This window comes from Variovorax sp. ISS6 (assembly GCF_056523145.1).
Window position 1 is genome coordinate 4,176,622 of the sequence record NZ_JAWRZC010000001.1, and the last position, 21,548, is coordinate 4,198,169.

Consider the following 21,548-nt stretch of genomic DNA (forward strand, 5'->3'; position numbering starts at 1 on the left):
GGCGAGCGCGTGGGCTGCTCAGAGGTCGTAGTCCTGCTGGTGGCCGCTCAGGGCCTTGGCGATCAGGTTGCGGTCGAGCCGGTCGGACAGCAGCTCGGCGAACTTGAACACGAAGTTGCGCAGGTAGGCGCTGCGCTTGAAGGCCACGCGCGCGATGTTCTGGCCGAACACCTGGCCCATCGGGCGCACCACGAGGTCGGCGTTCGATTCGTCGCGCACCGCCATCTCGGCCACGATGCCCACGCCGAGCCCGAGGCGCACATAGGTCTTGATCACGTCGGAGTCGATGGCTTCGAGCGCGATGCGCGGCGCGAGCTTCTTCTGCGCGAAGGCATGGTCGATGCGCGTGCGGCCGGTGAACGAGGGGTGGTAGGTGATGATCGGTTCGGAGGCCAGGTCCTCGAGCGAGATGCGCTCCTTGGTCGCCAGCGGGTGTTCCTTGGGCAGCACCAGCACGTGCTGCCACTCGTAGCAGGGCAGGGTCACGAGCTCGGCGTAGTCGGCGAGCGATTCGGTCGCGATGCCGATCTCGGCCACCTCGTCGATCACCATGCGTGCCACCTGGTCGGGCGAGCCCTGGTGCAGGCTCACGTTGACCTTGGGGTAGGCCTCGCGCAGCTTGGCCACCGGCACCGGCAGCACGTAGCGCGCCTGGGTGTGGGTGGTGGCGATCGACAGCGTTCCGCTGTCCTGCGCGCTGAACTGCTCGCCGATGCGCTTGAGGTTGCCGACCTCGCGCATGATCAGCTCGATGCTCGCGATCACGTGCTGGCCCGGCTCGGTCACGCGCTTGAGGCGCTTGCCGTGGCGCGCGAAGATTTCCACGCCGAGTTCCTCCTCGAGCTCGATGATCGCCTTCGACACTCCGGGCTGGGAGGTGTGCAGCGCCTTGGCGGCCTCGGTCAGGTTCAGGTTGCGCCGCACGGCTTCCTGAACAAACTTGAACTGGTGCAGATTCATATCAAATTCCGTCTTATTGCGGAATTTATTATGCCTTCGGAATCTATGGAAATGTCCGGATGTTCAGTTTTCCACCGCGATTCGGGCCAGCAGGTCGATCACCTGCGGCGATTCCCCCACGGTGGGGCCGAGCGTGAAGGCCAGCGCGGGCCATTCGGCGCGCAGCGCGTCGAGCTGGCGCGGGATGTCCTCGCGCGCATGCTTGCCCATGCCGAGGAACAGCGGCACCACGCGGATCGCGCGGGCGCCCTCGTCGACCAATGCTGCCGCCGCGGTGCGCAGGTCGGGCTCGGCCAGCTCGAGGTAGGCGCAGCGCACCCGGGCCTCGGGCGACAGCGCTTGCGTTCGTGCCGCCACGGCCTCGATCGGCGCGCGCCAGCGCGGGTCGCGCGAGCCGTGCGCCAGCAGCACGATGCCCTGCACCGTCGGCGTGGCCATCAGCGCCTGAGCACCAGCCAGCTGAAGGCCGCCAGCGACATCACCGAGTAGATGAGCCCCGGCGCCGCCGCCGTGATCCAGGGCGACCAGTTGCTGAGGTTGCCGAGGTAGCCGAACACGTTGTTCAGCAGGAAGAAGCTGATGCCGATCATCACGCCGCCGAACACGTAGGTGGTGATGCCGGCCTGGCGGAAGTGCAGGTAGGCGAAGGGCAGGGCGAGCACCACCATCACAAGGCAGGACAGCGGATAGAACACCTTGCGCCAGAACTCGATCTCGTAGCGCTGCGCGGTCTGGCCGTTGGCGTCGAGGTGGCGGATGTAGTCGAACAGGTCGATGGTGCTCATGCGGTCGGGCCGCAGCAGCGCCACCGACACCATCTCGGCCGTCAGCGAAGTCGGCCAGTTGAGTTCGGCCATTTTTGTGGTGGCGACGTGCGCCTTGCCCTCGGCGGCGCGGGTGTCGTAGTCCTGCTGCTCGATCTCCGACAGCACCCAGTAGCCGCGCTCGATGCGCGCGGTGGCGGCGGTCATCTGCTTGCGCAGGTAGCCCTTGTCGTCGAACTCGAAGATGCGCGCGGTCTTGAGCGCGCCGTTGCGCGAGATCGACAGCACGTTGACGGCGTAGGACGCCTTGTCCTGCCGCTCCTTGAGCCAGGCACCGGTGTTGCCCACGAAGGTGAAGGTGCCCTGATAGCGCGACTTCACGAGCTGCGCGGCGCGCTCGGCGGCCGGCGCGAGGTAGTCGCCCACCGCGAAGGTCAGCACCACGAAGCCCAGGCCGAGCACCAGCAGCGTGCGCAGCGCGCGCCAGGGGCCGAGGCCGCTGGTGCGCAGGATGGTGTATTCGGAGCTTTGCGCGAGCCGCGCCATCACGAAGATGCAGCCGATCAGCACGGTGATCGGCAGCAGTTCGTAGAGATGGCTCGGCAGCAGCAAGGTCACGTAGAGCAGCGCCTGCGCCGGCCCGTAGGCCAGGCTCTCGGGACGGCCCACGGCCTGCAGCTCGTCGACGAAGTCGAAGAAGAAGAACAGGCTCAGGAAGCCGAGCGTCACGAAGGCCACGGCCTTCAGCGCCTCGATGTAGATCAGGCGGCGGATGGTTCTCATGGCGTGGGCTCCAGCCGGGTGGTGGAGGGCGGCGGCGGGGCGGCGCCCGTGCCGCGGTTCTTGCGGCGCGTCCAGTTGTTGTTGCGCAGCGTCAGCCAGGAGACGGCGAACAGCGCCACGCCGCCGTGCAGCAGCAGCATGAAGCCGCCCATGCCGTAGCGGCCCGAGCTGATCCAGCTCTGGCCCAGGTTCAGCAGGTTGTAGTAGATGACGAAGGCGAACAGCGCGAACAGCAGGTTGCCGCTGCGGCCCACGCGCGGATTGACGCTGGAGACGGCCAGGGCCAGCAGCACGAAGTTGATGGCCGCCAGCAGCATGCCCAGGCGCCAGGCGAGTTCGCCGCGCGCCGCGCTGGTGTTGAAGTCGCCGAGCAGCGACAGCGTGGTGCGAGCGCGCGGCGGCGTGGCGTCGCTGGAGCCCGCGCTGCTGCCGCCGGCACGCGTGCCGTAGGTCTCGAATTCGCTGATCTTCAGGGCGCCGTTGGGCAGCAGCGGGCGCTCCAGGCGCTGGCCGTTGCTCAGCATCAGGTAGCGCGAATTGCCGACGTTCTCGATGCGGCCGCTGCGCGCCGAGGTCGTGATCTGCAGGTTGCGCTCGACCGACCAGATGAAGACGTTGGTGGCGGTGGCGCTGTCGGCGGAGTCCTTGTCGATGAAGAACACCCGCAGCCGGCCGGCCGATTCACGGAATTCGCCGGGCGAGACGCGCTCGAGGTCGCCGCGCTGCTCGTACTGCTGGCGCATGCCCATGGTCTGCGAGTTGGCCCAGGGCCAGCCGATCAGCGCCATGGCGGCGATCAGCAGCAGCACCGGCCAGGCGAAGCGGAACAGCGGCTCGACGAAGTCGGACAGCCCGCGGCCGCTGGAGAACCAGATCACCATCTCGCTGTCGCGGTACATGCGCGACAGGGTGCCGACGATGGCGATGAACAGGCTCAGGCTCAGGATGGTCGGCATGTAGCCGAGCACCGTGTAGGCCATGACGAGGAACACTTCGGACGGGTTCACGCTGCCCTTGGAGGCCAGTCCGAGCGTACGGATGAGCATCATGGTCATCACGATGGTGACCAGGACCACGAGGGTCGCTCCGAAGCTGCGGGACAGCTCCTTGCGTAGGGAAGAATGGAATAACATCGTTCGAGGAAAAAAAGGATTATGGACTTTCAACTCAAGACCCTCACCGTCGCCCGCGCAGCGGCCGAAAAATCCGACGTCCTGATCGTGCTCGTGGGCAGCGCGCCGCTCGCGTCCAAGGACCCTCTTTCCGTCCAGATCGCGGCCGCCCGCAAGGCCGGCGACCTGCCCGACAAGGCCGGCAAGCTGCTGTCCCTGTACCGGCCCGAGGACGTGGCCGCCAACCGCGTGGTGCTGGCGGCCATCGGCGACGGCCAGCCGGCCTCGGTGCGCAGCGGCGTGATCGCCGCGGTCAACGCCGCCAAGGCCCAGTCGCCCAAGCGCGTGGTGCTGGCCTTCGCCCAGGACGCAGCGCCCGCGGCCGTGGCGAGCGCCGTGACCGCGGCCGCCGACGCCAGCTATGTCTACACCGCCACCAAGTCCAAGGCCGAGCCGCGCACCATCCGCCAGCTGATCGTCGGCGTGGCCGACGCGGTCGCGGTCGGCGCGGCCTTCGAGCAGGCGCGCGCCACCGTCGAGGGCATCGAGTTCGCCAAGGAGTGGGGCAACCGTCCCGCCAACCATGCCACGCCGACGATGCTGGCCGAGGCCGCCAAGGGCCTGGGCAAGCTGCCCGGCATCAAGTGCGAGGTGCTCGGTCCCAAGGAGGTCGACAAGCTCGGCATGGGCGCCTTCGCGGCCGTGGCCCAGGGCTCGGCCGAGCCGCTGCGCTTCATCGTGCTGCGCTACCAGGGCGGGCCCAAGGACCAGGCTCCCGTGGTGCTGGTCGGCAAGGGCATCACCTTCGACACCGGCGGCGTCTCGCTCAAGCCGGCGGCCGAAATGGACGAGATGAAGTTCGACATGTGCGGCGCCGCGAGCGTGCTCGGCACCTTCCGCGCGCTCGCCGGCATCAAGCCCGCGATCAACGTGGTCGGCCTGATCCCCTCGTGCGAGAACATGAACGACGGCCGCGCCATCAAGCCCGGCGACGTGGTCACCAGCATGAGCGGCCAGACCATCGAGATCCTCAACACCGATGCCGAGGGCCGGCTGATCCTCTGCGACGCGCTGACCTACGCCAAGCGCTTCGATCCCGCCGCCGTGATCGACATCGCGACGCTCACGGGCGCCTGCGTGGTGGCCCTGGGCGGCGTGCGCAGCGGCCTGTTCTCGAGCGACGACGCGCTGGCCGCGGCGCTCGAGGCGGCCGGCGAGACGTCGCAGGACCGTTGCTGGCGCCTGCCGCTCGACGACGAATATGCCGAGGGCCTGAAGACCAACTTCGCCGACGTGGCCAATGTGGCCGGCCGGGCGGGCGGTGCCATCACCGCGGCCAAGTTCCTGCAGCGCTTCACGGCCGACTTCGCCTGGGCGCACCTGGACATCGCCGGCACCGCATGGAAGAGCGGCGCGGCCAAGGGCTCGACGGGCCGGCCGGTGGGCCTGCTGGTCTCGTACCTGACGCGCCGCGCGCAGGACGGCGCGGCCGCCGCCGACAGCGCCAAGGCGAAGGCCAGGGCGGAGCGCAAGAACGAGGGCAAGGGCGAGAGCAAGGCGGCGGCCCGCAAGGCGCGTTCGGTGCAGTGACGGAGATCGGCTTTCACTACAACGCGCCCGACAAGCTCAGCTACGCCTGCCGGCTCGTGCGCAAGGCCGTCGCCACGCGCGGCATGCGCGTGGTGGTGGTCGGCGAGGCGCAATGGCTCGACGCGGTCGATGCCGGGCTCTGGCAACTGGCGCCGACCGAGTTCGTCGCGCATTGCCGAGCCGACGCGCCGGCCCACGTGCTGTCGCGCTCGCCCGTGATCCTGGCCGACGAGGGCGCGGAATCGGCGGCGCTGCCGCACCGCGAACTGCTGGTCAATCTCGGGGCACAGGTGCCCGCGGGCTTCGAGCGCTACGAGCGCCTGATCGACATCGTGAGCAACGAACCCGACGACCGCCAGATCGGCCGCGCGCGCTGGCGCCACTATGCCGACCGCGGCTACACGATCCAGCCGCACGACTTCGCGAGGAGCGCATCCTGATGGCCAGTCCGACCCGCACGCCGCCGCGTTTCGTTCCCACCCTGACGACGGTGCTCGACCTGCCCGCCGAGCCGGTCGCGGCGCATTCGCCATCGACGGACAACGCGGGTCCGGACGCCGCCGCGCCGGCCATGCCCGACCCGGCCCAGGCCGTCGCACTGCCGCCCGCGGTGCAGCGTTCCGAGGCCGACATCGTGCGGCTCGAGGAGCAGTTGCTGCACCGCGTTCTGCAGCGCGTGGACTTCTCGCTCGAGGAGCGTTTGAGCGACACGGTGGCGGCCGCCGTGCAGCAGCAACTCGATGCGATGGTGCCGCGTTTGCGCGGCGAAATCGAAGCCGTTTTGCGCGCTCTGGTGATCGAGGCGATGGCCGCCGAACTCTCGGAAAACCCAGGGTCTACGCCAACTTTCGAGGGGTGATGCTTCGGCTAAACTGCGCGCCAGGTCGGGTGGGCCAAAGCTGGAGGGTTAGGGTGGCCCGGGTCTGCGGCGCGGAACTTGCGAGGTCAGGAGCGCCCGGATCACACGACCGGTTTCTCAATCTCATCATCCATGTTCTGGAGGTTCTCATGCAATTGAAATGGACTGCGGTCGCTCTGGCTGCACTCACGCTGGTGGCTTGCGGCAAGAAAGAAGAAGCTGCGGCACCCGCTGCTGCCCCGGCGCCCACCGCGGCCGCCCCGGCACCCGCTGCACCTCCCGCCGATGCACTGGTCGTGAAGATCGGCCACGTGGCTCCGACCAGCGGTCCCATTGCCCACCTCGGCAAGGACAACGAGTTCGGCGCCAAGATGGCGATCGAGGAACTGAACGCCAAGGGTCTGAAGATCGGCGACAAGGTCGCCAAGTTCGAACTGGTCGCCGAAGACGACGCAGGCGATCCGAAGCAAGGCACGGCCGTGGCCCAGAAGCTGGTCGACAGCAAGGTCAACGGCGTGGTCGGCCACCTGAACTCGGGCACCACCATCCCCGCCTCGAAGCTCTACAGCGACGCCGGCATCCCCCAGATCTCGCCGTCGGCGACGAACCCCAAGTACACCCGCCAGGGCTTCAAGACCACCTTCCGCGTGGTGGCCGACGACACGCAACTCGGCGGCACGCTGGGCAAGTACGCGGTCGAAACGCTCAAGGGCAAGAACATCGCCGTGATCGACGACCGCACGGCCTACGGCCAGGGCGTCGCCGAAGAATTCGAGAAGTCGGCCAAGGCCGCCGGCGCCACCATCGTGGGCCACGAATTCACCACCGACAAGTCGACCGACTTCAACGCCATCCTGACCAAGCTCAAGTCGGCCAAGCCCGACGTGCTGTTCTTCGGCGGCATGGACGCCGTCGGCGGCCCGATGCTCAAGCAGGTCAAGCAGCTCGGCCTGAACGTCAAGTTCATGGGCGGCGACGGCCTGTGCACCGGCGAACTGCCGAAGCTCGCTGGCGATGCCATCGGCGAAGACATGGTGGTGTGCGCCGAAGCCGGCGGCGTGGACGGCGACTTCAAGCAGCCGCTGGAAGACTTCAAGACCAAGTTCAAGGCCAAGAACGGTGTCGACGTCCAGATCTACGCACCGTACGTCTACGACGCGGTCAACGTGCTGGCCGAAGCCATGGTCAAGGCCGGTTCGTCCGACCCCGAGAAGTACCTGCCCGAAGTGGGCAAGATCCAGTACAAGGGCGTGACCGGCCCGATCGCCTTCGACGAGAAGGGCGACATCAAGAACGGCGCGCTGACGCTCTACACCTACAAGGGTGGCCAGCGTACGCAGATCGCCGTGGTTCGTTGATCGGCTGCGATCCGCGTTCCAACGAGAAAGGGCCTTCGGGCCCTTTTTTCATGGGCGTTCGAAACGACACAAGGAAGTGCAGAGGCGGGCGATGGGCGCCCGTGGCTTCAGAGCGGCGCGAGTCCCGAGGGGCGGTCGGTGTTGCAGTACTCGATGAAGGCGTCGAGGTCGCGCGACTTGTCGAAGACCGCGTCGGCGCCGAGGGTCTCGCAGCGCGTACGGATGTCGGCCGTCACGTAGTTGCTCAGCACCACCGCGCGCTGGCCGGGACGGCGTTCCTTGCAGCCCGCGAGCACGCCCAGGCCCGAGCCTTCCTTGAGGAACAGGTCGACGATCAGCAGCTGCCACTCGGCCGGATGGTCGCGCAGCCATGCCAGCGCTTCGGATTCGGTTTCGGCAAAGCCAACGACTTGGGCATTCACGAGGTCCTCGAGTGCCGGAACCAGGTTGTCCCTGATGGTCTTGTTGTCCTCGACGAGGAACGTGATGAGGGCCATGCCACGGATAGGGTGTGAGAACCAATAGCGTAGCGTGCCGCGCGAGCTTGCCGCGTAGGAGAAAGGAGACGGAGAAACGCGGCGTGTCCCTATTTCATGCGATGACCGAGGCGCTCGGGCATCGCCCAAGCGCGCGGCGTCAGTCGTTCGCGCTCTTGCCCGTGCCGGCGGCCTGCTCGAGCTTCTTCGCGCGGGCCACGCTCTCGTCGCGCTGGGCCGTGGCTTCGATGCGCTTCTCGATCTCCTCGCTGAGCGCGGCATTGACCTCGGCGAGCTGCTCGGCCGATTGCGCGAGCTTTTCCTCGAGCTGGCTGGTGTGCGCGATGGCCAGCGCCACGTCGCCCACCTGCACCTCCTCGGGCAGCTCCTGCTCGAGCACGGTGTTGACCACCGCGAGGTTGTCGGAGGCCTTCTGCACGTCGGCGGCGACCTGCTCGGTCTTTTCGAGGGTGCGGTCGAGCGACGTGCTGCCGAGCGGCTTGGTGCTGGGGTGTCCTGCCATGCGGCGCCTCCTGGGAACTGAGAACCTGCGGATCGTACGCCAGTCGCGCGCGAGCAACGGGCGCCCACAAAAAAGCCCAAGTGCCAATGGCAACTCGGGCTTCCTGCATGTTCGCGAACGGTTGCGAACAAAGACTCTCTGGCGGAGCAGGCGGGATTCGAACCCGCGGAGGGCTATTAACCCTCACACGCTTTCCAGGCGTGCGACTTAAACCGCTCATCCACCGCTCCGAAGCCCACGATTGTAGCAGTCGCCGGGGCCGTTTCCGGAAAGCTTCAGGCCGTCGGCCCCGAGGACTTGCCGGCCTGCACCATGCGCATGGCCGAGGCGATCAGCGCCGCGGTCTCGGTCATGTTGCTCGGCACGATCAGCGTGGTCTTGGAGTCGGCCGCGACCTTGCCGTAGGCATCGACCGCGCGTTCGGCCACCTTGAGCTGCACCGCCTGTTCGCCGCCCGGCTGCTGGATCGCGGCGGCCACGCGTTCGATGGCGTCGGCCGTCGCGGTGGCCACCGCGGTGATCGCGGCCGCCTCGCCCTGGGCGTTGTTGATCTGGGCCTGCTTCTCGCCCTCGGAGCGCGCGATGAAGGCCTCGCGTTCGCCGGTGGCGATGTTGATCTGCTCCTGGCGCCGGCCCTCGGAGGCCGCGATCAGCGCGCGCTTCTCGCGTTCGGCCGTGATCTGGCGCTGCATCGCCTGCAGGATTTCCTTCGGCGGCGTCAGGTCCTTGATCTCGTAGCGCAGCACCTTCACGCCCCAGTTGAGCGCCGCCTCGTCGATGGCCGCGACCACCTGGGCATTGATGACGTCGCGCTCCTCGAAGGTCTTGTCGAGCTCCAGCTTGCCGATCACGCTGCGCAGCGAGGTCTGGGCGAGCTGGGTCACGGCCACGATGTAGTTCGACGAGCCGTAGCTCGCGCGCATCGGGTCGGTGACCTGGAAGTAGAGGATGCCGTCGACCTGCAGTTGCGTGTTGTCGCGCGTGATGCAGATCTGGCTCGGCACGTCGAGCGGGATCTCCTTCAGGCTGTGCTTGTAGGCCACGCGGTCGATGAACGGGATCAGGAAGTTGGGGCCGGGCGTCATGGTGCCGTGGTACTTGCCCAGGCGCTCGCGCACCCAGGCGTTCTGCTGCGGCACGAACTTCACCGACTGGCTGATGAAGATGATCGCGATGACCAGGATGATGACGGGGACCGAATATTCCATGGCTTCTGTACCTTTCCTCTTTCGTTCTCGGGTTCTAGATCTTGTCGACCACCAGCCGGCTGCCGACCACCTCCACCACGCGGTGCTCGCCGGTGGAGGGCGCATGGCCCGCGCGCTGCACGACGGTCCACTGGGCGCCGCGGTAGCGCACGGTGGCGGTGCCGTCGGGATTCCAGGCCTCGACCTGCACGCGCTCGCCGATGTCGAGATTGAGGTCGCGGTTGGCTTCGGTGGGTGGGGGCGGCGGGCGCTTGCGCTGGATCGAGTACCAGGCCAGCACCGCGACCACGCCGACGACGGCGGCCACCAGCAGCTGGGTGACTGTGCCGAAGCCCAGGTGGGCGGAGATCGCCGCGGCGGCGAATCCGCCGGCCAGCAGCAGCAGGTAGATCGTGCCGGACAGGAGCTCGACCACGATTGCCGCGCCAGCGATCAACCACCAGATCGTGGAATTCGCCATTGACATCTCCTTCCTTGTTTTGTTTCAGGCGACCCCATTCTGAGGCATGCGCTCCCGCGCGCCCGGACTCGCCTGCACTTTGTGGGGGCTCCCGGCGCGGCGCGGCGGGACGCATCGCGGCGACATTCGGCGGGCATTGCGCGCGCGGGCGAATTCTTCATCTGAATTCCGTACACTTCGCGCCTCATTGCCTGTCCCGGAGCTCTGCCCCATGAAATTCCGCTTCCCCATCGTCATCATCGACGAGGACTTCCGCTCCGAGAACACCTCGGGCCTCGGCATCCGCGCGCTCGCGCAGGCCATCGAGACGGAAGGCTTCGAGGTGCTGGGCGTCACGAGCTACGGCGACCTGAGCCAGTTCGCTCAGCAGCAAAGCCGTGCCAGCGCCTTCATCCTGTCGATCGACGACGAGGAATTCTCGATCGGGCCCGACCTCGATCCGGCGGTGCTGAACCTGCGCAATTTCATCGGCGAAGTGCGGCGCAAGAACGCCGACGTGCCGATCTACATCTACGGCGAGACCAAGACCTCGCGCCACATCCCGAACGACATCCTGCGCGAGCTGCACGGCTTCATCCACATGTTCGAGGACACCCCCGAATTCGTGGCGCGCCACATCATCCGCGAGGCCAAGAGCTACCTCGAGAGCGTGCAGCCGCCGTTCTTCAAGGCGCTGATCGACTACGCGGAAGACGGCTCCTACTCGTGGCACTGCCCGGGCCACTCGGGCGGCGTGGCCTTCCTCAAGAGCCCGGTGGGCCAGATGTTCCACCAGTTCTTCGGCGAGAACATGCTGCGCGCCGACGTCTGCAACGCGGTGGAGGAACTGGGCCAGCTGCTCGACCACACCGGCCCGGTGGCGGCCAGCGAGCGCAACGCGGCGCGCATCTTCAATGCCGACCACTGCTTCTTCGTGACCAACGGCACCAGCACCAGCAACAAGATGGTGTGGCACCACACGGTGGCGCCCGACGACGTGGTGGTGGTGGACCGCAACTGCCACAAGTCGATCCTGCACGCGATCATCATGACGGGCGCGATCCCCGTCTTCATGAAGCCCACGCGCAACCACTTCGGCATCATCGGCCCGATCCCCAAGAGCGAGTTCGAGCCCGAGGCCATCAAGGCCAAGATCAAGGCCAATCCGCTGCTGGCGGACGTCGATGCCAACAAGGTCAAGCCGCGCGTGATGACGCTCACGCAGTCGACCTACGACGGCGTGATCTACAACACCGAGACCATCAAGAACACGCTCGACGGCTACGTCGACACGCTGCACTTCGACGAGGCCTGGCTGCCGCACGCCGCCTTCCACCCCTTCTACGGCTCCTACCACGCGATGGGCAAGCGCCGCGTGCGGCCGAAGGAGTCGCTGGTGTTCGCGACCCAGTCCACGCACAAGCTGCTGGCCGGCATCAGCCAGGCCAGCCACGTGCTGGTGCAGGACTCGCAGAACCGCCAGCTCGACCGCGACCTGTTCAACGAGGCCTACCTGATGCACTCGTCGACCAGCCCGCAGTACGCGATCATCGCGAGCTGCGACGTGGCCGCCGCGATGATGGAGCCGCCCGGCGGCACCGCGCTGGTGGAGGAGAGCATCCTCGAGGCGCTCGACTTCCGCCGCGCCATGCGCAAGGTCGAGGAGGAGTTCGGCAAGGACGAGTGGTGGTTCAAGGTCTGGGGGCCCGAGAAGCTCGTGGACGAGGGCATCGGCGTGCCGGACGACTGGATCATGCACGGCGAGAAGAACGGCAAGAGCCGCTCGAAGAAGTCGCCGCGCAACTGGCACGGCTTCGGCGAACTGGTCGACGGCTTCAACATGCTCGACCCGATCAAGTCGACCATCGTGACGCCGGGCCTGGACCTCGAGGGCAACTTCGCCGAGAGCGGCATTCCCGCCAGCGTGGTGACCAAGTTCCTCGCCGAGCACGGCGTGATCGTCGAGAAGACCGGCCTCTACAGCTTCTTCATCATGTTCACCATCGGCATCACCAAGGGCCGCTGGAACACGCTGCTGACGGCGCTGCAGCAGTTCAAGGACGACTACGCGCGCAACCAGCCGATGTGGCGGATCATGCCGGAGTTCTGCCAGCAGCACACCGGTTACGAGCGCCTCGGCCTGCGCGACCTGTGCCAGCACATCCACCAGCTCTACGCGCGCTACGACGTGGCCCGCCTGACGACCGAGATGTACCTGAGCGACCTCACGCCCGCGATGAAGCCCAGCGACGCCTTCGCGCACATCGCGCACCGCAAGACCGAGCGCGTGGAGATCGACGAACTCGAGGGCCGCATCACCACCAGCCTGATCACGCCGTACCCGCCGGGCATTCCGCTCCTGATCCCGGGCGAGGTCTTCAACAAGAAGATCGTCGACTACCTGAAGTTCTCGCGCGAGTTCAACACGCAGTGCCCGGGTTTCGAGACCGACATCCACGGCCTGGTGGCACGTGTCGACGAGACGGGCAAGAAGCGCTATTACGCCGACTGCGTGCGGAAGAGCGCCTGAGCGCCGAAGCGCGAGGGGAGACGGCTGCGCAGGGCGGCTCAGCCGTCCTCGCGCACGCGCACGAAGCGTGCGAAGCGCGGCAGCCCGCCGGCCGTGAGCCCGTTGTAGCGGTAGGTGACCCAGGTGCCGATCGCGGGCGGATGCTCGCGCTCGGCATCGCTCAGGCCGGTGCCCAGCTTGAAGCGCTGGCCGCCAGGCATCTCGACCAGCAGCGCGCCGAGCCGCTGGGCATGCCTGCCCTTGCCGGGCACGTGGCCGACCACGCGGGCCTCGGCATCGTCGTGGGTCTTGACCTTGAGCAGGTCGTTGTTGCGCTCGGCGCGGTAGAGCGAGGCGCCGCGGTGCAGCATCAGGCCTTCGCCGCCCATCTTCACGGTCTTGTCGAGCAGCGCCTGCAGCGCCTCGGCCGTGGTCGCGCGTTCCTGCGGCACCGCGACCACCCAGGGCGCGTCCGTGATCGGCAGCAGCCTGCGCAGCACGCCGAGGCGGGCCGTGAAGTCACCGCCCTGGGCCGGCAGGTCGAACACCATGAACTTCATCTCGTGCCAGGCGACGTCGTTGGGCGCCTGGCTGCGCACCGTCGACACCGCATGCGCGAAGCGTCCGCGGCCGGCCCAGAGTTCGCCGTCGAGCGGCTGCTTGGGCAGCGTCGCGGTGAACCAGGCCGGCGCCACGATGCGCTCGCCGCCGCGCGTGTAGAGCTGCCGCCCGTCCCAGTACGCGCGCACGCCGTCGTATTTCTCGCTGACCCAGTAGTCGGCCAGCGACATGCCCGGCTTGTAGACCTCGGCCAGCATCAGGGCCGGCGCACCGGCGCGCGCGGGCAAGGCCAGCACGAGGCCCAGGGTGGCGAGCAGCAGGGAACGTCGATGGAGCACGGGTGCTATGAAATGAGTAGCTGGAAACGACCGATGGATGCCCATTTGTGGCCGAAGTTCCATGGCGGGGCAAGCGCGGCGCGACCGGCGCGCATCGCCGTCCGACGGGCGCGAGGCCGCGCCCGTGAGCAGCTTGGCCGCTTACTCGGCCATGCCGCCGACGACGTTGCTGAAGCCGCCGTCGACGTAGGTGATCTCGGCCGTCACGCCGCTGGCGAGGTCGCTCAGCAGGAAGGCCGCTACGTTGCCGACTTCCTCGATCGTCACGTTGCGCCGGATCGGCGAGGCCTCGGCCACGGCGCCGAGCATTTTGCCGAAGCCCTTGATGCCGCTGGCCGCGAGCGTCTTGATCGGGCCGGCGCTGATGCCGTTGACGCGCACGCCCTTCGGGCCCAGCGAGGCCGCCGTGTAGCGCACCGAGGCCTCGAGCGAGGCCTTGGCCAGGCCCATGGTGTTGTAGTTGGGCAGCGCGCGCTCGGCGCCCAGGTAGGTCAGCGTGAGCAGGGCCGACCGGTCGTCGAGGTAGGGCTGGGCCGCCTTCGCCATCGCCGGGAAACTGTAGGCGCTGATGTCGTGCGCGATGCGGAAGCCCTCGCGCGACAGGCCCTCGAGGAAGTCGCCCGCGATCGCCTCGCGCGGCGCGAAGCCGATGCTGTGCACGAAGCCGTCGAACTTCGGCCAGGCCTGCGACAGGTCGGCGAACAGCTGCTCGATCTGGGCGTCGTCGCCGACGTCGCAGTCGAAGATCAGCTTGGAATCGAAGTCGGCCGCGAACTCGGTGATGCGGTCCTTGAAGCGCTCGCCGACATAGCTGAAGGCGAGCTCGGCACCCTGTTCATGGCAGGCCTTGGCGATGCCGTAGGCGATGGAGCGGTTGCTCAGCACGCCGGTGATCAGGAGTTTTTTGCCGGAAAGAAAGCCCATGGAGTTGCCTCGTGAAAATCTCGGGGCAGAATTCTCGCATGCGAGGTTGGCTGCTCTGGTTCGGTTTGGCGCTCTCGGCGGCCCCTTCGTGGGCCGCCCATGCGTACGCGCAATTCGGCGACATCAAGTACGCGCCGGGCTTCACGCACTTCGATTACGTGAATCCGAACGCGCCCAAGGGCGGTGAATTCAGGCTGGTGCCGCCGACCCGGCCCACCAATTTCGACAAGTTCAACCCGTTCACGCTCAAGGGTACCGGGCCCTCGGGCCTCGGCGCGCTGATGTTCGAGAGCCTGATGACCGGCAACTCCGAGGAGCCGACCACCGTCTACGGCCTGCTGGCCGAGGACATCGACGTGGCGCCCGACCGGCTCTCGGTGACCTTCAGGCTCAATCCCAAGGCCCGCTTCAACGACGGCTCGCCGGTGCTGGCGGCCGACGTGGTCCATTCGTTCCAGACCCTGATCGGCCCGCTCGCGGCGCCGCAGTTCAAGACCATCTATGCCGAGGTCAAGAAGGCGACCGCGCTCGGCGAACGCACGGTGCGCTTCGACTTCGCGAGCCCGAACCGCGAGCTGCCGCTGGTGGTCGGCAGCATGGCCGTCTTCAGCCGCCAATGGGGCGGCGGCAAGCCCTTCGACCAGATCGTGACCGAGGTGCCGATCGCCTCCGGTCCCTACAAGCCCGCGAGCGACCGGCTGGGCCGCGACATCACCTACGTGCGCCGCGCCGACTACTGGGGCGCGGACCTGCCGGTGCGCAAGGGCCTGTTCAACTTCGACCGCATCGCCTACAAGGTCTATCTCGACGAGACCGCGCGCTTCGAGGGCCTGAAGGCCGGCGAGTTCGACTTCATGCGCGAGTTCGTCTCGCGCAACTGGGCGCGCCAGTACAAGGGCAAGCAGTTCGACAGCGGCGAGATCGTCAAGCGCGGCTTCGAGAACCACAACCCCGGCGACTTCCAGGGCTACATCTTCAATACGCGCCGCGACAAGTTCAAGGACGTGCGCGTGCGCCAAGCCATCGGCCTCGCGATGGACTTCGAGTGGCTCAACCGCCAGCTGTTCTACGGCATCTACACGCGGGTGCAGGGCTATTTCCCGAACAGCGACTTCCACGCGGAAGGCCTGCCCGGGCCCGACGAACTGGCGCTGATGGAGCCGCTGCGCGCCAAGCTCCGGCCCGAGGTGTTCGGGCCCGCGCCGGTGCCCGCGAGCACCGATCCGCCCGGCAGCCTGCGCGAGAACCTGCGCAAGGCGAGGGCGCTCTTGGCCGAGGCCGGCTGGACCTACCGCGACGGCGCGCTGCGCAATGCGAAGAACGAGGCCTTCACGATCGAGTTCCTCAACGACCAGCCCTCGCTGATCCGCGTCGCCACGCCGCTGCAGACCGCGCTGAAGAAGCTGGGCATCGAGATGAGCTTTCGCACCGTCGACTTCTCGCTCTCGCAGCAGCGCATGCAGAACTACGACTTCGACATGACCTCGATGCGGCTGCCGGGCAACAGCGCGCCGGGCGGCGAGCTGTTCGAGCTGTTCGGTTCGAAGTCGGCCGAGACGCCGGGCTCTTCCAACTACTGGGGCATCGCCGATCCGGCGGTCGACGCCATCGTCGGCAAGGTGGTGTCGGCCACCACGCGCCCCGAGCTCACCACGGCCCTGCGCGTGCTCGACCGCGTGCTCTCGGCCGGCTACTACTCGATCCCGATGTACTACGGCAGCGCCTTCCTGGTCGGCTACCGGCCGGCCGGCGTGGTGCTGCCGCCGACCGTTCCGCCGTACTACGATGTCGGCGACTGGGCCCTCGCGACGTGGTGGGCCTCGCCGGCCAACAAGTAGCGCCAGCCGCACCCGAAAAGATCCGGAGCACGACAAACCGCATGGCCAGCTACATCCTCAAGCGACTGCTGCTGATGATCCCCACGCTCCTGGGCGTGCTGATCATCACCTTCGGCGTGATCCAGTTCGTGCCGGGCGGTCCGGTCGAGCAGATGGTGGCGCAGTTGCAGGGGCGCGATTCGGGCGGCGAGCGGGCCGCGAGCAGCGGCGCCGGCTACCGCGGCCGCCAGGGCCTCGATCCGCAGCGCATCGAGGAGATCAAGAAGCTCTACGGCTTCGACAAGCCGGCCCACGAGCGCCTGTGGACCATGCTCAAGTCCTTCGCGCGCTTCGACCTCGGCACCAGCTTCTACCAGCGCAAGGACGTGTGGGAACTGGTCAAGGAGAAGATGCCGGTCTCGATCAGCCTGGGCCTGTGGACCTTCTTCATCAGCTACCTGATCGCGGTGCCGCTGGGCGTGGCCAAGGCAGTGCGCGCGGGCTCGCGCTTCGACTTCCTCACCACGCTGATCGTGCTGATCGGCTATGCCATCCCGGGCTTCGTGCTCGGCGTGGCGCTGCTGGTGATCTTCGGCGGCCAACTGCAGTGGTTCCCGCTGCGCGGCCTGACCTCGCCGAACTGGGAGAGCCTGAGCTGGGGCGCGCGCATCGTCGACTACCTCTGGCACATCGCGCTGCCGGTCACGGCGATGGTGATCGGCAGCTTCGCCGTGACGGCGATGCTGACCAAGAACTCCTTCCTCGAGGAGATCCGCAAGCAGTACGTGCTGACCGCGCGCGCCAAGGGCCTCGCCGAGCGGCAGGTGCTCTGGAAGCACGTGTTCCGCAATGCGCTGATCCCGATCATCACGGGCTTTCCGGCCGCCTTCATCGGCGCCTTCTTCACCGGCTCGCTGCTGATCGAGACCCTGTTCACGCTCGACGGCCTGGGCCTCTTGAGCTACGAGAGCGTGATCCGGCGCGACTACCCGGTGGTGCTGGGCACGCTCTACCTGTTCACGCTGATCGGGCTGGTGACCAAGCTGATTTCCGATCTCTGCTACGTCTGGGTCGATCCGAGGGTGAAGTTTGACTGAATCGATGCCCACCCCCGTCGCGCCGCATCCGCCGGCCAAGTCGGACAGCCCGGGCCGGCGCGCCTGGCGCCGCTTCCGCCGCAATCCGCTGGGCTTCTGGAGCCTGGTCCTGTTCTCCGTGCTCGTGGTGCTGAGCCTGTTCGCGGAGCTGCTGTCCACCGACAAGCCGCTGGTGGTGCGCTACGAGGGCCAGACCTACTTCCCGGTGCTGCGCGACTACTCCGAGAAGACCTTCGGCGGCGACTTCGAGACTCCGGCCGACTACCTCGATCCCTTCATCCGCGACCGCATCACGGCCGGCGCCAACTGGGCGCTCTACGCGCCCAATCCCTACGGCCCGCGCACGCTCAACTACTTCGCCAAGCAGCCCAACCCGGCCGCGCCCTCGGGCGAGAACCTGCTGGGCACCGACGACCGCGGGCGCGACCTGCTGGCGCAGCTGATCTACGGCTTCCGCGTCAGCGTGCTGTTCGCGCTGGCGCTCACGGCCGTGGGCGTGGTGCTGGGCATCGCCATCGGCGCGATCCAGGGCTTCTTCGCGGGCAAGACCGACCTGTTCCTGCAGCGGCTGCTCGAGATCTGGGGTTCGATGCCCGAGCTCTACCTGCTGATCATCTTCAGCGCCATCTTCACGCCCAGCGTGCTGCTGCTGCTCGTGCTGCTGAGCCTGTTCGGCTGGATGTCGCTCGCCGACTACGTGCGCGCCGAGTTCCTGCGCAACCGCCAGATGGACTACGTGCGCGCCGCGCGCGCGCTCGGCGTGAGCAACCTGCAGATCATGCGGCGCCACATCCTGCCCAACAGCATGGTGCCGGTCGTCACCTTCCTGCCGTTCCGCATGAGCGCGGCCATCCTTGCGCTGACCTCGCTCGACTTCCTCGGGCTCGGCGTGCCGCCGGGCACGCCCTCGCTGGGCGAACTGCTCAACCAGGGCAAGGCGAACATCGACGCCTGGTGGATCTCGATGTCCACCTTCGGCGTGCTGGTCTTCACCCTGATGCTGCTGACCTTCATGGGCGACGCGCTGCGCGACGCCCTCGATCCACGGAAGGCCGACAAGTGAAGCCGGGCCAATCCTCCCTCGCGGCCGGCGCGCCGCTGCTCGACGTGCGCGGCCTGCGCGTGGCCTTCGGCGGCAAGCCGGTGGTGCATGGCGTCGACTTCCGGATCGCGGCCGGCGAGAAGTTCGCGCTGGTGGGCGAATCGGGCTCGGGCAAGACCGTCACCGCGCTGTCGCTGCTGCGGCTGGTGCAGAACGCCGAGCTCTCGGGTTCGGCGCGGCTGTTCGATGCCGAGCGCGCGCAGGACGGGCGCGACCTGCTGTCGATCCCCGAGCGCGAGCTGCGCGGCATCCGCGGCAAGGAGATCGCGATGATCTTCCAGGAGCCGATGACCGCGCTCAACGCGCTCTACAGCGTGGGCGACCAGATCGCCGAGGTGCTGCAGCTGCACGAGGGCCTGCCGGCACGCGCCGCGCAGGAGGCCGCGGTGCAACTGCTGGCCGACACCGGCATTCCCGAGCCCGCGCGGCGCGCGCGGGCGCTGCCGCACCAGCTCTCGGGCGGCCAGCGCCAGCGCGCCATGATCGCCATGGCACTGGCCTGCCGGCCGCGCCTGCTGCTGGCCGACGAGCCGACCACCGCGCTCGACGTGACGGTGCGGGCCCAGATCCTCGAGCTGCTGGCCGATTTACAGCGCAAGTACGGCATGGCGGTGCTGCTGATCACCCACGACCTGAACCTGGTGCGCCATTTCGCCGACCGCGTCGCGGTGATGGAGCAGGGCCGCATCGTCGAGCACGGCCCGGTGGCGGACGTGTTCGAGGCGCCGCAACACCCCTACACGCGCAAGCTGATCGACAGCCATCCCACGCGCGACGTGACCCCCGCGCCGGCGCGGCCCGACGCGGCGCCGATCCTCTCTGCCACGGGACTGCGCGTGAGCTACCCGGTGCCCAGGCCCGGCTTCGCCGGCTGGTTCGGCAAGGGCGAGTTCGTGGCGGTGCAGGGTGCCGAGTTCCGCATCGCGCCCGGCGAAACCCTGGGCGTGGTCGGCGAGTCGGGCTCGGGCAAGTCGACCCTGGCGCTGGCCGCGCTGGGGCTGCTGCGCTTCCAGGGCGCGCTGAAGGTCGAGGGGCAGGGCTGGGGGCAGGGCCAGGCGTCCGATCTCGCGCTGCGGCGCGCGATGCAGGTGGTGTTCCAGGACCCGTTCTCCTCGCTGTCGCCGCGCATGACCGTCGAGCAGATCGTCGGCGAGGGCCTGCTGGTACACGCGCCCGAACTCAAGGCGTCCGACCGGCGCGCGCGGGCGCTGCAGGCGCTGGCCGACGTCGGGCTGACCGAGGCGCAGTTCCCGGCGCTGCTCGACCGCTATCCGCACGAGTTCTCGGGCGGGCAGCGGCAGCGGCTGGCGATCGCGCGCGCGCTGATCGTCGATCCGCGCCTGCTGGTGCTCGACGAGCCCACCAGCGCGCTCGACGTCACGATCCAGAAGCAGGTGCTGGGGCTGCTGCAGCGGCTGCAGCGCGAGCGCGGATTGAGCTATCTGCTGATCACGCACGACGTGGAGGTGATCCGCGCCATGGCGCACCAGGTCATCGTCATGAAGGACGGGGCGATCCTCGAGTCGGGCCCGGTCGACCGGGTGCTCGACGCTCCCGAACACCCCTACACGCAGAAACTGGTGGCCGCCGCGCAGCTGGCCTGACGGCGAACGCGACCTACAACAACGAGCATTGCGCGAAAAGATGTCGGAAATCGGACAAGACAGGCGCGGCGCCTGGCGGGCGGCGCTCGCCTGCATGGTGACGCTGGCGGTGGCCATGGGGCTGGGGCGCTTCGCCTTCACGCCGATGCTGCCGATCATGTTGCACGAGGGCAAGCTCGAGCTCGAGGCTGGCGGGCTGCTGGCCTCGCTCAACTACCTCGGCTATTTCGTCGGCGCGGTGAGCTGCGCGGCCATCGGCGTGCGCGCCAAGACCATGGTGCGCGGCGGCCTGCTGGCCACCGCGGCGCTGCTGGTCGGCATGGGCTTGCTGCACAGCTTCACCGCCTGGGGCGTGCTGCGCGCGGCGGCCGGCGTGATGAGCGCCTGGGTGTTCGTGTTCGCCTCGAGCTGGGGCCTGCGCCGGCTGGCCGAAACGCGTTCGCCGGCGCTCGGCGGCGTGATCTACACCGGCCCGGGCGTCGGTATCGCGATGACCGGGCTGCTGGGCGGGGCGCTCGGCCGCTGGGGCTCCGAAGCCGGCTGGATCGGCCTCGGCGTGCTCGCCTTGGCGCTGATTGCGGCGATCTGGCGCGTGTTCAACGACGGCGAGCAGGCCGTGGCCGGCGGCGCGGCGCCCGCGCCCGTCGCGGCGCCGAGCGCCCAGGAGTCGGCCGCGGCGCGTTCCGACGCGATCTGGCTGGTCGCGCTCTACGGGCTGGCGGGCTTCGGCTACATCATCACCGCCACCTTCCTGCCGGTGATCGCGCGCCAGGCGTTGCCGGGCTCGTTCTGGCCCGACTATTTCTGGCCGCTGTTCGGCGCCGCGATCATTCCGGGCGCATTGATCGGCTCGCGCGCGCCCATGCACTGGGACAACCGCCTGCTGCTGGCGATCGCCTATGCGCTGCAGGCGGTCGGCGTGGTGCTGTCCGTGGCCTGGCCGAGCGTGGTCGGTTTCGCCCTCGGCAGCCTGCTGCTGGGCATGCCGTTCACCGCCATCACGCTGTTCGCCGTGCGCGACGCGCGCCGGTTGCGTGGCAATGCGGCGGCCGGGCTGATCGGCTATGCCACCGCGTCGTACGGCGTGGGTCAGATCATCGGCCCGCTGTTCGCGGCGCCACTGGCGCAGCGCACCGGCTCGTTCCAGATTCCGCTGCTGGTCGCGGCGGCCGCGCTGGCGCTGGGATCGGTGCTGTTCGCGGCCGTCTGGGCGCGCTCCAGGCGCGTCGCCGCCGCTCGGGAAGGGGCCGCCACGCCCTGAGCCGCGAACGGGCGTGGTCCGCGTGCAGAAGTGCCCCTTCATTTATCACAGAAGTGGCATATAATTGGAGGCTCACGACCAAACGGGCGGGTACCAACCGCCCGTTTTTTTATGGTCCATCCGGTATTGAGTTATCGAGTGGAATTCCGGGCGGCAGCAATTTCCGGTTTCCTCGCGATTTCTCGCCGAAGCGATTTTTATCGATGGCGCGGTACCTGGCGGGCGGGTTATTGCACATCGTCGATTGAATAAAAAAGGCACCT

20 protein-coding genes and 1 tRNA gene are annotated in these 21,548 nt (G+C 68.0%); 10 read left to right on the top strand and 11 right to left on the bottom strand.

Features of this window, described 5'->3' with window-relative positions; translation table 11 throughout:
* Positions 1–18: 18 nt before the first annotated feature.
* The 4 genes from AC1HIL_RS19505 to lptF all read right to left on the bottom strand — a co-directional run bounded on the left by AC1HIL_RS19505 (position 19) and on the right by lptF (position 3,640).
* The gene (locus AC1HIL_RS19505; protein WP_057591737.1) at positions 19–960 is read right to left on the bottom strand and encodes a CysB family HTH-type transcriptional regulator; all 942 of its coding nucleotides are present in this window, start codon (positions 958–960) and stop codon (positions 19–21) included.
* Positions 961–1,023: 63 nt separating this feature from the next.
* A complete protein-coding gene (locus AC1HIL_RS19510) occupies positions 1,024–1,398 on the bottom strand; it encodes a sirohydrochlorin chelatase (protein ID WP_479669803.1) in 375 nt (124 codons plus the stop codon).
* Entirely contained in the window at positions 1,398–2,507 is a 1,110-nt protein-coding gene (gene lptG, locus AC1HIL_RS19515) for an LPS export ABC transporter permease LptG (RefSeq protein WP_057591735.1), read from the bottom strand. The genes AC1HIL_RS19510 and lptG overlap by 1 nt, the downstream gene beginning before the upstream one ends.
* Complete coding sequence (gene lptF, locus AC1HIL_RS19520; RefSeq protein WP_057591734.1) at positions 2,504–3,640, bottom strand: LPS export ABC transporter permease LptF; 1,137 nt, start codon at positions 3,638–3,640, stop codon at positions 2,504–2,506. The genes lptG and lptF overlap by 4 nt, the downstream gene beginning before the upstream one ends.
* Before the next feature lie 21 nt (positions 3,641–3,661).
* Between lptF and AC1HIL_RS19525 the strand changes: the two genes are divergently transcribed.
* The 4 genes from AC1HIL_RS19525 (at position 3,662) to AC1HIL_RS19540 (ending at position 7,426) form a co-directional block, all read left to right on the top strand.
* Positions 3,662–5,209, top strand: a complete 1,548-nt coding sequence (locus tag AC1HIL_RS19525; RefSeq protein ID WP_479669804.1) for a leucyl aminopeptidase — start codon at positions 3,662–3,664, stop codon at positions 5,207–5,209.
* On the top strand, positions 5,206–5,649 hold the full coding sequence (locus tag AC1HIL_RS19530; RefSeq protein ID WP_057591732.1) for a DNA polymerase III subunit chi: 444 nt from the start codon (positions 5,206–5,208) through the stop codon (positions 5,647–5,649). The genes AC1HIL_RS19525 and AC1HIL_RS19530 overlap by 4 nt, the downstream gene beginning before the upstream one ends.
* Positions 5,649–6,068 carry a hypothetical protein gene (locus AC1HIL_RS19535; protein WP_422097121.1) on the top strand — a complete coding sequence of 140 codons (420 nt, stop codon included), beginning with the start codon at positions 5,649–5,651 and terminating at the stop codon, positions 6,066–6,068. Before AC1HIL_RS19530 ends, AC1HIL_RS19535 begins: the two co-directional genes overlap by 1 nt.
* A gap of 149 nt (positions 6,069–6,217) precedes the next feature.
* Positions 6,218–7,426, top strand: coding sequence for a branched-chain amino acid ABC transporter substrate-binding protein (locus AC1HIL_RS19540; RefSeq protein WP_057591730.1), 1,209 nt, complete (start codon positions 6,218–6,220; stop codon positions 7,424–7,426).
* Between the two features lie 107 nt (positions 7,427–7,533).
* Here the strand turns inward: AC1HIL_RS19540 and AC1HIL_RS19545 are convergent, their stop codons facing one another.
* From AC1HIL_RS19545 to AC1HIL_RS19565, 5 genes are all read right to left on the bottom strand, one after another.
* Positions 7,534–7,923, bottom strand: a complete 390-nt coding sequence (locus AC1HIL_RS19545; RefSeq protein WP_057591729.1) for a response regulator — start codon at positions 7,921–7,923, stop codon at positions 7,534–7,536.
* 139 nt (positions 7,924–8,062) lie between these two features.
* A complete protein-coding gene (locus AC1HIL_RS19550; RefSeq protein WP_057591728.1) occupies positions 8,063–8,425 on the bottom strand; it encodes a hypothetical protein in 363 nt (120 codons plus the stop codon).
* Positions 8,426–8,564: 139 nt separating this feature from the next.
* Positions 8,565–8,655 (bottom strand) — tRNA-Ser (locus AC1HIL_RS19555).
* Positions 8,656–8,700: 45 nt separating this feature from the next.
* The gene (locus AC1HIL_RS19560) at positions 8,701–9,633 is read right to left on the bottom strand and encodes an SPFH domain-containing protein (RefSeq protein WP_057591727.1); all 933 of its coding nucleotides are present in this window, start codon (positions 9,631–9,633) and stop codon (positions 8,701–8,703) included.
* A 34-nt stretch (positions 9,634–9,667) separates the two neighbouring features.
* Complete coding sequence (locus tag AC1HIL_RS19565; RefSeq protein WP_057591726.1) at positions 9,668–10,093, bottom strand: NfeD family protein; 426 nt, start codon at positions 10,091–10,093, stop codon at positions 9,668–9,670.
* A gap of 211 nt (positions 10,094–10,304) precedes the next feature.
* Here AC1HIL_RS19565 and AC1HIL_RS19570 point away from each other — a divergent pair, with 211 nt between their 5' ends.
* Entirely contained in the window at positions 10,305–12,602 is a 2,298-nt protein-coding gene (locus AC1HIL_RS19570; protein ID WP_057591725.1) for an arginine/lysine/ornithine decarboxylase, read from the top strand.
* A gap of 38 nt (positions 12,603–12,640) precedes the next feature.
* Here AC1HIL_RS19570 and AC1HIL_RS19575 read toward each other — a convergent pair whose 3' ends face one another.
* Both AC1HIL_RS19575 and fabI read right to left on the bottom strand, forming a co-directional pair.
* Positions 12,641–13,480 carry a DNA ligase gene (locus AC1HIL_RS19575; protein ID WP_413763604.1) on the bottom strand — a complete coding sequence of 280 codons (840 nt, stop codon included), beginning with the start codon at positions 13,478–13,480 and terminating at the stop codon, positions 12,641–12,643.
* A gap of 141 nt (positions 13,481–13,621) precedes the next feature.
* On the bottom strand, positions 13,622–14,404 hold the full coding sequence (gene fabI, locus AC1HIL_RS19580) for an enoyl-ACP reductase FabI (RefSeq protein ID WP_479669805.1): 783 nt from the start codon (positions 14,402–14,404) through the stop codon (positions 13,622–13,624).
* 38 nt (positions 14,405–14,442) lie between these two features.
* Here fabI and AC1HIL_RS19585 point away from each other — a divergent pair, with 38 nt between their 5' ends.
* From AC1HIL_RS19585 to AC1HIL_RS19605, 5 genes are read left to right on the top strand one after another with little or no spacing between them, the layout of a single operon-like run.
* Positions 14,443–16,242: an extracellular solute-binding protein gene (locus AC1HIL_RS19585; protein WP_057591722.1), complete on the top strand. Its 1,800-nt coding sequence runs from the start codon at positions 14,443–14,445 to the stop codon at positions 16,240–16,242.
* A gap of 41 nt (positions 16,243–16,283) precedes the next feature.
* Positions 16,284–17,318, top strand: a complete 1,035-nt coding sequence (locus tag AC1HIL_RS19590) for a microcin C ABC transporter permease YejB (RefSeq protein WP_057591721.1) — start codon at positions 16,284–16,286, stop codon at positions 17,316–17,318.
* A 4-nt stretch (positions 17,319–17,322) separates the two neighbouring features.
* The gene (locus AC1HIL_RS19595; protein WP_479669806.1) at positions 17,323–18,381 is read left to right on the top strand and encodes an ABC transporter permease; all 1,059 of its coding nucleotides are present in this window, start codon (positions 17,323–17,325) and stop codon (positions 18,379–18,381) included.
* A complete protein-coding gene (locus AC1HIL_RS19600) occupies positions 18,378–20,024 on the top strand; it encodes an ABC transporter ATP-binding protein (RefSeq protein WP_057591719.1) in 1,647 nt (548 codons plus the stop codon). Before AC1HIL_RS19595 ends, AC1HIL_RS19600 begins: the two co-directional genes overlap by 4 nt.
* Positions 20,025–20,064: 40 nt before the next feature.
* Positions 20,065–21,285, top strand: coding sequence for a YbfB/YjiJ family MFS transporter (locus AC1HIL_RS19605; protein ID WP_479669807.1), 1,221 nt, complete (start codon positions 20,065–20,067; stop codon positions 21,283–21,285).
* Positions 21,286–21,548 lie beyond the last annotated feature (263 nt).